The organism is Terriglobus tenax, assembly GCF_025685395.1.
Taxonomy (GTDB): Bacteria; Acidobacteriota; Terriglobia; order Terriglobales; family Acidobacteriaceae; genus Terriglobus; species Terriglobus tenax.
This window is the reverse complement of record NZ_JAGSYA010000004.1, coordinates 563,104-575,909: the sequence shown is the minus strand read 5'-3', so window position 1 is coordinate 575,909 and position 12,806 is coordinate 563,104. Positions and strand designations below refer to the sequence as shown.

Below are 12,806 nucleotides of genomic sequence, written 5' to 3'. Positions count from 1 at the left end.
TACCTACCGGTAGGTATATATTTTAAAATACATACTTCCCTCTTGGCGCGCGCTGGCTGAAGGTTTTTCTGTTTTAGCGAAGGCTGCGGCCGTTCCTGAAAGAACGGGGTGAGGTGAGAAGCAGGTCCTTACAGGATGACAAAGGACGAGAAAGGCAGTAGCGGGAAGCAGGTCCCGCTACTGCGCTTCCTACGAGATGACAAAACAGGGGAGATTCCGCAGAGCGTTCTGCAAAGAAAATGCCCGGCTCTCCGAAGAGGAGCCGGGCGTTTGGTTTTGGTTTTGGTTTATTGCTTGCCTGCGGCTACCAGGTCGAAGCGGTCGAGGTTCATGACCTTGGTCCAGGCGTGGGCGAAGTCCTGGGCGAACTTCGCGTGGGCGTCGGTGCTGCCGTAGACCTCGGCCAGGGCGCGGAGTTGGGCGTTGGAGCCGAAGATGAGGTCGGCGCGGGTGGCCGTCCACTTCACAGCGCCGGACTTGCGGTCGCGGCCTTCGAAGGTGTCCTTGGCGTCGGTGGCTGCCTTCCAGACTGTGCCCATGTCGAGCAGGTTGAGGAAGAAGTCGTTGGTCAGCGCCCCAGGGTTGCTGGTAAAGACGCCGTACTTCGTTCCGCCGAAGTTGGCACCCAAGACGCGCAGTCCGCCGATGAGTACGGTCAGCTCCGGTGCGGTGAGCGTGAGGAGTTGTGCCTTGTCCAGCAGAGAGACCTCTGCCGGCGCTTCGGCGTTGGGGGCGTAGGAGCGGAAGCCGTCGGCGGCCGGCTCGAGCACGGAGAAGGATTCGATGTCGGTCTGCTCCTGCGTGGCGTCGGTACGGCCGGGAGAGAACTTGACCTCGATGTTGAGGCCGGCGTTGCGGGCTGCCTGTTCGACAGCTGCGCTGCCGGCGAGGACGATCAGGTCGGCCAGTGAGATCTTCTTACCGCCGGTCTGGGATGCGTTGAAAGCGGCCTGAATGGCTTCGAGCTTGGTGAGCACGATGGCCAGCCTGGCGGGTTCGTTGACGGTCCAGTCCTTCTGCGGCTCCAGGCGGATGCGAGCGCCGTTGGCCCCGCCACGCTTGTCTGACCCGCGGAAGCTGGAGGCAGAGGCCCAGGCCGTGGAGACGAGTTGCTGCACGGTGAGGCCGGAGGCGAGGACCTTCTCCTTGAGTGCGGCGATGTCCTGATCGTCGACGAGGACGTGATCAACGGTGGGGACGGGATCCTGCCAGATCAGTACCTCGGAAGGGACTTCGGGGCCGAGGTAGCGGGGGCGGGGGCCCATGTCGCGGTGGGTGAGCTTGAACCAGGCGCGGGCGAAGGCGTCGGCGAAAGCGTCGGGGTTCTCGTGGAAGTGGCGGGAGATCTTCTCATAGGCCGGATCAACGCGTAGAGCGAGGTCGGTGGTGAGCATGTTGGGTTGCTTGGCGGGTTCGCCGTGAGCGCCGGGGACGGTGCCTGCGCCGGCATCGCCCTTGGGCTTCCACTGGTGCGCGCCGCCGGGGCTCTTGGTCAGCTCCCACTCGTACTTGAACAGGTGGTCGAAGAAGTCGTTGCTCCACTGGGTAGGCTTGGTGGTCCAGGTGACTTCGAGGCCGCTGGTGATGGCGTCGCCGCCAATGCCGGTGGCATAGGCGCTGGTCCAGCCGAGGCCCTGTTCTTCGATGGCTGCACCTTCGGGCTCGCGGCCAACGTTCGGAACCGGTGTGCCTGCTCCGTGGGTTTTGCCGAAGGTATGGCCGCCGGCGATCAGCGCAACGGTCTCTTCGTCGTTCATGGCCATGCGACCGAAGGTGACGCGGATGTCGCGTGCCGCGGCGAGCGGGTCGGGTACGCCTTCAGGGCCTTCGGGGTTGACGTAGATCAGGCCCATGGTGGTGGCGCCGAAGGGGTTGGCCAGGTCACGCTCGCCGGAGTAGCGCTTGTCGGTGCCCATCCAGGTGGTCTCCGCGCCGAAGTTCACGTCGAGGTCGGGTTCCCATACATCGGCGCGTCCACCGGCGAAGCCGAAGGTCTTGAAGCCCATGGTTTCAAGGGCGACGTTGCCGGTAAGGATGAGCAGGTCTGCCCAGGAGATCTTCTTACCGTACTTCTGCTTGATGGGCCACAGAAGGCGGCGTGCGCGGTCGAGATTGACGTTGTCGGGCCAGCTGTTGAGGGGAGCGAAGCGCTGCTGTCCGCGACCGCCGCCGCCGCGGCCGTCGAAGGTACGGTAGGTTCCTGCGCTGTGCCAGGCCATGCGGATGAAGAGCGGGCCGTAGTGTCCGAAGTCGGCCGGCCACCAGTCCTGCGAGTCCGTCATGAGGGCGGCGAGGTCCTTCTTCAGGGCCTCGTAGTCCAGGCTCTTGAACTCCTCGGCGTAATCGAAGCCTTCGCCCATGGGGTCAGAGAGCGAGGAGTGCTGGTGCAGCAGGTTCAGATTGAGTTGATTGGGCCACCAGTCGCGGTTGGTGGTGCCGGAGCTGCTGCCGCCATGGGGAAACGGGCACTTGGACTCAGAGGACATGAAGAACTCTCCTTACATTTGGTTCGTTGTGTTGCAGGCTTGGAACAAGCCACATAACGGATGACGAAGATGACTCTAGCACTGACAGATGCCATAACTCCAATACATGATTCGCATGCGGCGTATAGTTTTTAACTATGGAATTTCACCAGCTGCGCTATGTGTGTGCCATCGCCGAGACGGGCAGTTTCAGCCGCGCCGCGGAGCGCTGTCAAGTGGCCCAGCCGTCGCTGTCGCAGCAGGTGCTGAAGCTGGAAGAGGACCTGGGCGCGAAGCTGTTTGACCGGCTGGGACGCAGCATCCGGCTGACCGAGGCGGGACGTGCATTTCTGCCGCATGCGCGCAGTGTGCTGGAACAGATGGAAGCCGCGCGCGCAAGCGTTACGAGCAAGGAGACGGACCTGCGGGGAAGTGTCGGGGTCGGTGTGATCCCAACCATTGCGCCGTACCTGATGCCGCGCTATACAGCGTTGTTTACGCGGCGCTATCCGGAGGCGAAGCTGCGCATTGTGGAGGAGACGACTCCCTTGCTGGTGGAAGCCCTGCGCGATCTGTCGATTGATGTTGCGATCCTCGCGCTTCCGCTGCGCCATAAGGACTTGGAGACGATTCCTATCCGTACCGAGCCGCTGTTTGCGGTGCTGCCGAAGGAGCATGCATTGGCGAATGCAGAGGCAGTTTCTTTGAAGGAGTTGCGCGAGGAGTCGTTCGTGATGCTGCGCGATGGCCACTGCTTCCGTGACCTTAGCCTGGCGGCCTGCCATAGCGCGCGGATCAGCCCGACGGTGTCCTTCGAGAGCGGACAGTTCAGCAGCCTGCTGGGAATGGTGGCCGCGGGGCTGGGGGTGACGCTGGTGCCGGAGATGGCGATCGACCGCAGTGCGAACTGCTGCTACGTGCCGTTGAAGGAGAGCCGGGCGATCCGGACGGTGGTGGCAGCGGTGCTGCGAGGGAGAAGTTTTAATCGCGTGCAGCAGGCATTTCTGGCGGGGATACGGAAGCGGGAGAAGAAGGCGAGTTAGCTCCAGCGGTATCCGGTCAACGTGGTCGACGAGAAGGAGCGGTGGGGACGGGACAGGGAAAAGCAGATTCCTCCGCTGCCCTCTACCCCAGCCGGCAAGCTGGCCGGGATGACACCTCCAAGAAGGTGCAACGGAGAACGGGAGGAATCTGCTGTGGGCTTATGCGTGTTCGGCCAGGACTCGTTCGAAGATGGTATCGACATTGGCGAGCTGGCGTTCGAAGGTGAAGGCCAGGGCGATCTTTTCCTGCGAGAGGCGGCTGGTGATTTCAGGTTCGGCGGCGATGCGCTGCTTGAAGGTGGGGCCTTCGCCCTCGTTCTGCCAGGCGGCCATGGCGTGCGACTGGACGAGCTTGTAGGCGTCTTCGCGCAACAGGCCGGATTCGGCGAGGTCGAGCAGGAGCTGGCCGGAGAAGACGAGGCCGCCGGTGAGCTCGAGGTTCTTCATCATGCGCGCGGGGTAGACCAGCAGCTTGTCGATGAGGTTTGAGGTCTTCTCCAGGATGTAGTCGAGGGCGATGGTGGTATCGGGCAGGATGACGCGCTCGGCGGAGGAGTGGGAGATATCGCGTTCGTGCCAGAGAGCAACGTTCTCCAGAGCGACCTGGGCGTTGCCGCGGATGACGCGGGCGAGGCCGCAGATGTTCTCTGCCGTGATGGGGTTGCGCTTGTGCGGCATGGCGCTGGAGCCCTTCTGCTTGGCGGAGAAGAACTCCTCGGCCTCACGGACTTCCGTGCGCTGCAGGTGGCGGCAGTCGGTGGCAATCTTGTCGAGCGTGCTGGCGATGACGGCCAGCGTGGTGATGTAGGCGGCGTGGCGGTCGCGCTGGAGCACCTGGGTGGAGACTTCCGCGGGCCGAAGACCGAGCGAGGCGCAGATGCGCTCTTCATGCTGGGGCTTCAGGTGGCCGAAGCTGCCGACGGCTCCGGAGAGCTTGCCGACGCGCATGTCCTCGGCTGCGGCGTCGAAACGGCGCAGGTTGCGGTGCATCTCGGCGTACCAGAGGAGGAGGCGGAGCCCGTAGGTGGTGGGCTCGGCGTGGACGCCGTGGGTGCGGCCGATCATGGGGGTGTGCTTGAACTCGAGGGCGCGGCGCTTGAGCACGAGGATGAGCTTGAGGATGCCTTCGCGGAGGATGGCGTTGGCACTGGCAAGCTGCAGTGCCTGGGCGGTGTCCACCACGTCAGTGGAGGTAAGGCCGTAGTGCAGCCAGCGGCTGGCGGGGCCGACGTTCTCGGCGACGTTGGTGGTGAAGGCGATGACGTCGTGGCGGGTGTCCAGCTCAATCTCGCGGATACGGGCGACGTCGAATTTTGCCTTCTCGCGCAGCTCGAGGGCGGCCTCTTTGGGGACGATGCCGAAGTCGGCGAGGGTATCGGTGGCGGCCAGCTCAACCTTGAGCCAGGAGGCAAACTTGTTCTCGTCAGACCAGATCTTGCCCATCTCGGGGCGGGTATAGCGCGCGATCATTGCTTGGATTCTCCGGTAAAAGAACAGTTTACTAAGTTCTCGGGTGTCAGTTCTCCGATGTCAGGAAAGACTGAGACGGTTAGCGGTATGGAGTGGTACTGAGCCCATCCCGACGTAGTGGGAACTGCGCATGGGGAGTTGTCCATAAATACATCGTGATACGATATATATGTGCTGAAGATTGATTTGAACCGGGTGGAACTGCTGGCGGAGTTCCGCTATGTACTGCGCAGTTTTTTGAGCTTCAGCGAAGAGGCGGCTGAGCAGGAAGGAATCCGGGCGCAGCAGTACCAGTTGATGCAAGTTGTGGCCGCGGCCAGGGAGCCGGCGACGATTGCGTACGTGGCCGAACGGATGTTTCTGAAGCACAACTCGGCGGTGGAACTGGTGGGACGCGCGGTGGAAGAGGAGCTGCTTCTTCGCAAGCGCGACCTTCTGGATGCGCGTAAGGTGGTGCTGAAATTGACGCCGCGCGGAGAGCGGGTTCTGGCGCGACTGGTGGAGCGGCATCTCACCGAACTGGAGCGGGTAGGGCCTGGTGTCCGGCAGGCCCTGGAGAAGGTATTGACCAAGTGAGCAAAAGTGGTGCGAGTACGCTGAGGGATTACTCAGCCGACAGCCGCATGATTGTGGTCAGCGTGTTGGCGGCTGGCCTGGGTGCGGTGTGTGCGGTGCTGGCGTGGGTGCTGATCCGGCTGATTGGGCTGGCAACGAACCTATTTTACTTTCACCGCTGGGCGTTTGTTGAGGTTGAGCCCGCGGACGCTCCGATGCACTGGTGGAGCATTTTTATCCCGGTGGTTGGTGGATTGATGGTTGGCGCCATTGCCCGCTACGGGGCGAAGAATATTCGCGGCCACGGTATGCCGGAGGCTGTGGAAGCCGTGGTGTTTGGCGGCGCTAAGGTTGACCCAAAGGTTGCGGTGCTGAAGCCGGTGGCGACGGCGATTTCGATTGGCAGCGGTGGCCCGTTCGGCGCGGAAGGCCCGGTGATTGCCTCCGGCGGGGCCGTGGGCAGCGTGCTGGGTCAGCTGCTTCCGCTGACGGATGCGGAACGCAGCGTGATGCTGGTGGCTGGTGCCGCGGCGGGTATGGCGGCGGCGTTTTATTGTCCCCTGAGTGCGGTGCTGCTGGCAGTGGAACTGCTGCTGTTTGAGTGGAGACCGCGCAGCCTGGTTCCGGTGACGATGGCATGTGTGACAGCGGCTGCGGTGCGACGTCTGCTGCTGGGCGCGGCACCGATCTTCGCCATGCCGCCAACGACGGTGGTGATGCATCACCAGGCGCTTGTTGGAGCGTTGGCCGTGGGTGTGGTGATGGCGTTTCTGGCCATTGGGCTAAATACCGCAATTCATTGGTGCGAAGCGCAGTGGGAGAAACTGCCGATCCACTGGATGTGGTATCCGGCGCTGGGTGGCCTGATTGTGGGTGTGGGCGGATATTTCTTTCCGCGCGCGCTTGGCGTGGGCTACGGAACGATTACCGACTTTGTGAACCAGGACTGGACCTGGACGCTGGTGCTGGGCGTGCTGACGGTGAAGGTGGTCATCTGGGTGGGGTCGCTGAGTTCGAACACCGCGGGCGGCATCCTGGCTCCGCTGCTGATGATTGGCGCGGCGTCGGGGGCGGCGATGGGGCATTGGCTACCGTGGATCTCCCCCGGAGCGTGGGCGGCTGTGGGCATGGTGAGTCTGCTGGCGGCGTCGATAGGAGCTCCGCTGACCAGTGCGATGCTGGCGGTGGAACTGACGCATAACGGCGGCCTGACGCTGCCGGTACTGCTGGCCTGCATGACGGCCTATGCTTTGAGCGCCCTGCTGCAGCCGCGCAGCATGCTGACGGCGGGGCTGAGCCGCAAGGGCAAGCACCTGTCGCGGGAGTATGGGGTCGATCCACTGGAAATGGTGACGGTGGGCGAGGTGATGTCCCTCGTGGAGGGCCCGCTGGACGCGCCGGAGATGTCGATTGGTGAGGGTGAGACGCTGAAGGCTGCGGCGGAGAAGATGGCGCTGAGCGAGGCCGAGGTGATTCCGGTGGTGGATGTGGCGGGGAATGTCGTGGGGCTGTTGCGGATGATGGACCTGCTGAAGGCGCGGGCGAAGTCGGCCCAGCGCGAGGGCGACCGGGAACGGGTTATCCGGATGAAGTGGCCGCTGGGGCGGTGATGAAAGATTGTAAGTTTGGGGGACGCCGGCCATCGAGGCCGGCATTCTTGTTTCTTAGGGGATTTCTTCGGCACGGCTGAAGCCGTGCCCTGACGGTTTTTTGCTTGAGAAGCAGATTCTTACAGGATGAGAGCTGTATCGTAAATATCTATAAATAGCCCACTTAGCATTTTCAGTAACCCGGTACAACTCCTGCACAATTACGAAGAATCTGACATTTAGCGGAAAAACCTGCACAGAATATGCACAGAACGCGTCTTAGTTCATAGGAGGCGGATATGGCATTCGTCACCGACAAAGCCGAACTCAAGCCGGGGCTGGTGATCTTCCGGCGTGGCGACGTGGAACATCGCATGTGGTACTGCCGGATGAAAATTCCGAAAGCAGACCGCTACAAAACCGTCTCCCTTAAAGACAACCGATGTGGAAGTGGCGCGGGAACGCGCCTTCGACCAGGATGCCGATATCCGGTTCCGGCTGAAGCATGATGTCCCGGTGTTCAACCATCCGTTCCGTGAGGTTGGCAGAGAGTATCTGCTGACGCAGGAGGCGCGTGCGCATCGTGGGGAGATCAGTGCTGCGCGACCCAAGAAAATTCGCGCCGTCATCGAAGGAGCCTTGGACAGGTATGTCGGTTCCACCCAGGTGCATTTTGATCGGGGATGAGCTATGGGGCGGCTATCCGGCGTGGCGACGAGTGAACGGAGCGGGACGTCTTAAGCGAAATGGCGTCCGCGAGGTCAGCGGAGAACTGGCCCAGGAGTTTGCGGAGAAGGAGGCCGAGCGCCGAACAAAAGTACAGAACGCTCTGGGCATCAGGGTTCTGAAACCCATCGAGGTTCAACCTTCCGAGAAGGCGGTTCCCTTTATCAGTGATTCCACCATCCGCTTCGAGATGTCGATCTTCGGCGCTGTGATGAACTTCGCGATCAAGAAGCGGTACGTTCCCGCGAGCCAGCGTTACGACGAGCGCCCGAAACTCAAGACGATGCGGAGGGATGAGTTCATTTTGGAGGAGTACCGCAAGCTCCATACCGTAGGCAGGAGATGGATCGCTGAAGCGGACAAGCCATCAAGCACCTGGTATCGCACTGTCACATACAACATGATCTTGATTTCCTGTAATACCGGCATGAGGCCAGCAGAGATGAAGAACCTCCGCTGGCGTGACATCATGCCCGCGAAAGACCGCGAGGGACGGGAGATTGTTGTGCTATTCGTGCAGGGCAAAGGGAAATCCAGGAAGCTTGTTGCTCCGAAGAGTGTTGGAGATTATCTGGAACGTATCCGCTCGATATCCAAAGCAACAGAGCTGGAAGATCGCGTCTTTACTACGGTGAACGGCAAGCCTGCCAAGAGTCTCTATGTTTCTTTGATTGCCGATCTCCTGGACAAAGCAAACCTGCGCGAAGGCACGCAGGGCGTGCCGAGATCGACCTATTGCTTTCGACACACGTATGCCACTCTCCGATTACAGGAGGGCGTGGATGTGTATTTTCTGGTTGAACAGATGGGAACGTCCGTCTAGATGATTGAACAGCACTATGGCCATGTGAACACGATCAAGCACGCGGACCGCGTGCTACAGGGCATGACGGGATGGGAGCTTCCACATGGTGACGACGCCAAAGCGAAGGCGTCGAAGGCTGCAGAGACGCACGATAAGAGCAAGAGAGGTCAGCGACATAGGCCGCGCTGACCCGGTACGTTCTAAGCCGTTCTTGCCGAAGCCGCTGGCGGAGGCTGGCTTAGGAAGCTGCTAATTTGCCGCTGCCCCGCTGGGGCGTTCTTAGCGGCAATCGCCTTCAGGTGTATGCCGTGTGGCTCCATCTGGATATGCCTACATTTTCAATTTTGGTAACGATGAGTGTGATTCTGAACACTGAATCACAAAAGCTATATAGGGGCCAAAATCATTAATCAACCGATTAACTTTTCATGCACGAAGGTCTAGCGACCTTTGGTGTCTTGCGCTTCGCTAGGGAAGCTCTTACCGTCAGCCAACCGGCTAAGTGACTGACGGCGGATCTCTCCTGACGGAGGGCTTTCAGCCCCATTCCTTTTACCGAAATTTTACTGGGATGGGACGTCATGTTGCTATCTTCTGTGCCGAGAAGTCTCTACTTTTCTTTCCTGCTTTTGCCCGTTTTGGCATCCGCTCAAACGACTGTAACGACGGGTGGAGGAACAGCGAACCAAATTCCTAAGTTCACGAGCGGATCGCAGATCGGCAATTCCGCGATTACGGAATCGAATGGCAATGTAGGGATTGGAACAACTACACCTAGTGCTCGCCTTAGTATTCTCGGCTGGGGAGATCCGCGTCAGTATAACGCCCTCCGGTTCGACACTGACTATGGGCCGGTAAGTTGGGGCATGACCGCTAATGCACTGAATGGATGGGGAACGACATTTTGGTCGTGGCAACCCGACACGAGTAACAATGGCGCTAATCTTGCTTTTGCAACTGGAAATGGGACTTCCATTTCTCCGAACAGCAATATCCTTTGTTACGTCATCGGGAACCAGCGTTATGAAGGTCCGGGCGGATGGACGTGTTGGCATTGGAGCGACGAGCCTTAATTACGCTCTGAATGTAAATGGAGAGATCAATGCGTCATCGGTTCAAAACGCGGGCTCATACACAAACAGTCTTAGTTTAGGCGTAGCTGACAACAATAATATCTATGGTGTCTATATTACCGCGCGCGGCAGGGACTTTTCAGTGGCCGACCAGTACGGCTTTCTGGGATTGGCTGCGGACTCGCGGAATGCTTCGCCCTCGTCGGGAAATATAGCTTTTTATCAATACGACGGGACCAATTGGAACTCGCGGCTGCAGATTATAAAAAACGGTAACGTGGGCATTGGCACGACCTCTCCGGGATCCAAACTCGAAGTCAATGGAAGCCTGAAGCTGACCGCTGGTACGGGCGCGTCGATGACCTATCCCGATGGCACGGTGCAATCGACAGCCTGGAATGGGACAACGTGTGGCGGTGATTATGCGGAGTCGGTGGATGTTGCTGGTGATCGTAAGGCGTATGAGCCTGGGGATGTGCTGGTGATCAATGCCGATGCTCCGGATAAGTTTCTACTCGCTTCCGAGCCGTATTCGCAGCTTGTGGCTGGGATCTATTCCACCAAGCCAGGACTGACGGGGCGTCGCCAAGGCTCGCCAAAGACTGGCGAAGAGGTCCCGATGGCTATGTTGGGCAAAAGTAAGTGCGGAGAATGGGCCGATTCTTCCGGGCACATTGCTGGTGTCTTCGTCGAAGCCGGGTTATGCGATGAAGGGCTCTGACCCGACCAGGATGATGGGCGCGGTGATTGGCAAGGCGATGGGCAAGTTGGATTCAGGTACGGGCATGATCGAAGTCCTGGTATCGCTGCAATAGTGTTCCGCAGTTTGTTTTTTTAGGAGATGAGATGCGTGGACTATTTAGAGCTATGTTCGTGGGCATTACATGTGGCATGTGTTCATTCGCAATTACACAGACGGTGACAACAAGTGGTGGGACACCGAATGTGATCCCAAAGTTTACGAGTGGATCGCAGATTGGGGATTCTCATATCTCAGACTTGAATGGCAACATCGGGATCGGAACGCTTACCACTGGAAGCACGCTCACTGTGCTAGGCAGTTCGTATTTTGATAAGTCATCGATGACCGCTGGTGGGCTCTACAACTTTTATTCCGTCGGGTATTCCGCTGTAAATCCGTTTCCATCGCAAGGCGTCAACACCGACTGGTCAGGATTGATGCTTCACCAGATATTCGGCAATGGATCTTCTCATCACTTCGGATTCAGCATCTATACGGACAATCAGATGTCTCCCACATATGCCAAGGCAAGAATTGATGCCTGGAGAGATGGCAATGGGGTGGCCCCGGACCTCGAATTCGCTACAGACTCAGCGCCTCGGATGACGCTTACCGCTATCGGGAATGTGGGCATCGGAACAACTTCTCCATTGGCCAAGCTAGATGTAGCGGGCAGCGTGAAGATTAGCGGTACTGGGGCGTCGATGACTTTCCCTGACAATACTGTGCAGTCGACAGCATGGAACGGAACCACGTGCGGTGGGGACTATGCGGAGTCGGTGGATGTCGCTGGTGACCGTAAAACGTACGAGCCTGGGGATGTTTTGGTGATTGATCCTGAGCATGAGAGTGGGTTCCTGAAGTCGTCTGAGACGTATGCCACGGGCGTTACCGGTGTGTTTTCGACCAAGCCAGGGTTGACTGGGCGTCGCCAGTTGACTGCGAAGAGTGACGAGGAAGTGCCGATGGCGATGGTCGGTATTGTTCCGACGAAAGTCAGTGCAGAGAACGGAGCGATCAAGCCAGGAGACCTGCTGGTGTCGTCGTCGAAGACGGGCTATGCGATGAAGGGCACGGACCGGTCGAAGATGCTGGGCGCGGTGATTGGCAAGGTTGTGATTTTGATGCAGTAGGCGCCTGGTGATATCTGGACAGAACGGAGAAGCAAATGAAGAGATTATTGGTTGTAGGTGCTGCTTTGGCTATGTCACTCGGGTATGCACAAGCGCAGACGACATATAACGCCGACTCTTATAACTTGAGTAGCAGCGGCGGGAATTTCACCAATGGAAACGGTGATAGTGCTTCATTCACCACCGTCAATAGCGAAATCAATAGCTGGTGGGGCCTGGGAATCAAGTCCAGCTGTTGCAACAGCTACAGCGGCTACGGAATTGTCTTTGATGCCCGTACCGGTTCCATGTTCACGCAGGGCAATATCGGCGTCGGAACCGCAACTCCGATTGAAAAATTGGAAGTTAATGGAAATGTAAAAGCGGGTGGCCTTATTGCGTCTGACCCCAATTATCCAGCGATTAGAGCGTCCCTGAATGGAAGCAGCCTTCCTAGTTTGAATTTCACGCGATGGACGGGAACTGCATCTATTCAACACAACGCTTTCGTGGGGCAATTCATTAATTCCTCTCTTGGTGAATATGATCTTGGAATTGGGACCGGCGTGTCTTCCTCAGGAAATCAGTCGGCAACCTCCAACGCGATTATTGTGACGTTGGCAGGCAACGTTGGCATCGGCACACCTGTTCCTGCCGCCAACCTGGATGTTCAAGGCAATATCAAGCTGAGTGGGGGTGGGGCTCATCTCGTTTTCCCTGATGGGAGCACCCAGTCTGTCCCTTGGAATGGAACTACATGTGGTGGAGATTATGCGGAGTCGGTGGATATCGTTGGTGATCGCAAGAGCTATGAGCCCGGTGATGTGCTTGTGATCGATGCCAAAATTGAGGGGAGCTTCGTGAAATCGACCGAACCCTACTCAACGGCGGTGATGGGAATCTATTCGACGAAGCCTGGCCTTACGGGACGCAGGCAGTTGACAGCTAAGAGTGAAGAAGAGATCCCGATGGCGATGATTGGCATCGTGCCGACGAAGGTGACAACGGAGAACGGGCCAATCAAGCCGGGTGATCTTCTGGTGACTTCGTCAACGCCGGGATATGCCATGAAAGGTACAGACAAATCAAAAATGATGGGTGCTGTGATTGGCAAGGCTATGGGGCATCTGGATTCAGGTAAAGGTGTGATCGAAGCGGGAGTAACGCTGCAATGAGCGCTTTATGGGGAAACCACCTATAAGCGGCCAAGCATGAATGAAAAACAG

Annotated in this window: 11 protein-coding genes; 9 read left to right on the top strand and 2 right to left on the bottom strand. The window is 58.7% G+C overall.

Features of this window, described 5'->3' with window-relative positions:
- Window positions 1-287: 287 nt before the first annotated feature.
- Window positions 288-2,486 (bottom strand): catalase/peroxidase HPI, encoded by a 2,199-nt coding sequence (gene katG, locus OHL13_RS07975; protein ID WP_263409600.1) that lies wholly within the window; start codon window positions 2,484-2,486, stop codon window positions 288-290.
- Window positions 2,487-2,623: 137 nt separating this feature from the next.
- On the opposite strand from katG, the gene OHL13_RS07970 reads away from it, so the two are divergent.
- Entirely contained in the window at window positions 2,624-3,508 is an 885-nt protein-coding gene (locus tag OHL13_RS07970; protein WP_263409599.1) for a LysR family transcriptional regulator, read from the top strand.
- A gap of 159 nt (window positions 3,509-3,667) precedes the next feature.
- Here OHL13_RS07970 and purB read toward each other — a convergent pair whose 3' ends face one another.
- The gene (purB, locus tag OHL13_RS07965; RefSeq protein ID WP_263409598.1) at window positions 3,668-4,978 is read right to left on the bottom strand and encodes an adenylosuccinate lyase; all 1,311 of its coding nucleotides are present in this window, start codon (window positions 4,976-4,978) and stop codon (window positions 3,668-3,670) included.
- 171 nt (window positions 4,979-5,149) lie between these two features.
- On the opposite strand from purB, the gene OHL13_RS07960 reads away from it, so the two are divergent.
- The 8 genes from OHL13_RS07960 to OHL13_RS07925 all read left to right on the top strand — a co-directional run bounded on the left by OHL13_RS07960 (window position 5,150) and on the right by OHL13_RS07925 (window position 12,755).
- The gene (locus tag OHL13_RS07960; protein WP_263409597.1) at window positions 5,150-5,554 is read left to right on the top strand and encodes a MarR family transcriptional regulator; all 405 of its coding nucleotides are present in this window, start codon (window positions 5,150-5,152) and stop codon (window positions 5,552-5,554) included.
- Window positions 5,551-7,143: a chloride channel protein gene (locus OHL13_RS07955; RefSeq protein ID WP_263409596.1), complete on the top strand. Its 1,593-nt coding sequence runs from the start codon at window positions 5,551-5,553 to the stop codon at window positions 7,141-7,143. The genes OHL13_RS07960 and OHL13_RS07955 overlap by 4 nt, the downstream gene beginning before the upstream one ends.
- Before the next feature lie 278 nt (window positions 7,144-7,421).
- Window positions 7,422-7,631: a hypothetical protein gene (locus tag OHL13_RS07950; protein ID WP_263409595.1), complete on the top strand. Its 210-nt coding sequence runs from the start codon at window positions 7,422-7,424 to the stop codon at window positions 7,629-7,631.
- A gap of 140 nt (window positions 7,632-7,771) precedes the next feature.
- Entirely contained in the window at window positions 7,772-8,671 is a 900-nt protein-coding gene (locus tag OHL13_RS07945; RefSeq protein WP_263409594.1) for a tyrosine-type recombinase/integrase, read from the top strand.
- Window positions 8,672-8,842 (top strand): hypothetical protein, encoded by a 171-nt coding sequence (locus OHL13_RS07940; RefSeq protein ID WP_263409593.1) that lies wholly within the window; start codon window positions 8,672-8,674, stop codon window positions 8,840-8,842.
- A gap of 744 nt (window positions 8,843-9,586) precedes the next feature.
- Window positions 9,587-10,447, top strand: coding sequence for a hypothetical protein (locus OHL13_RS07935; protein WP_263409592.1), 861 nt, complete (start codon window positions 9,587-9,589; stop codon window positions 10,445-10,447).
- 725 nt (window positions 10,448-11,172) lie between these two features.
- Complete coding sequence (locus OHL13_RS07930) at window positions 11,173-11,601, top strand: hypothetical protein (RefSeq protein WP_263409591.1); 429 nt, start codon at window positions 11,173-11,175, stop codon at window positions 11,599-11,601.
- 35 nt (window positions 11,602-11,636) lie between these two features.
- A complete protein-coding gene (locus OHL13_RS07925) occupies window positions 11,637-12,755 on the top strand; it encodes a tail fiber protein (RefSeq protein WP_263409590.1) in 1,119 nt (372 codons plus the stop codon).
- Window positions 12,756-12,806: the final 51 nt, after the last annotated feature.

Excerpts from the sequence above, each read along its gene's own strand:
- katG (WP_263409600.1), bottom strand. The coding sequence starts at position 2,486 with ATGTCCTCTGAGTCCAAGTGCCCGTTTCCCCATGGCGGCAGCAGCTCC.
- OHL13_RS07970 (WP_263409599.1), top strand. The coding sequence starts at position 2,624 with ATGGAATTTCACCAGCTGCGCTATGTGTGTGCCATCGCCGAGACGGGC.
- purB (WP_263409598.1), bottom strand. The coding sequence starts at position 4,978 with ATGATCGCGCGCTATACCCGCCCCGAGATGGGCAAGATCTGGTCTGAC.
- OHL13_RS07950 (WP_263409595.1), top strand. The coding sequence starts at position 7,422 with ATGGCATTCGTCACCGACAAAGCCGAACTCAAGCCGGGGCTGGTGATC.
- OHL13_RS07945 (WP_263409594.1), top strand. The coding sequence starts at position 7,772 with ATGTCGGTTCCACCCAGGTGCATTTTGATCGGGGATGAGCTATGGGGC.
- OHL13_RS07940 (WP_263409593.1), top strand. The coding sequence starts at position 8,672 with ATGATTGAACAGCACTATGGCCATGTGAACACGATCAAGCACGCGGAC.
- OHL13_RS07935 (WP_263409592.1), top strand. The coding sequence starts at position 9,587 with ATGGCGCTAATCTTGCTTTTGCAACTGGAAATGGGACTTCCATTTCTC.
- OHL13_RS07930 (WP_263409591.1), top strand. The coding sequence starts at position 11,173 with ATGACTTTCCCTGACAATACTGTGCAGTCGACAGCATGGAACGGAACC.
- OHL13_RS07925 (WP_263409590.1), top strand. The coding sequence starts at position 11,637 with ATGAAGAGATTATTGGTTGTAGGTGCTGCTTTGGCTATGTCACTCGGG.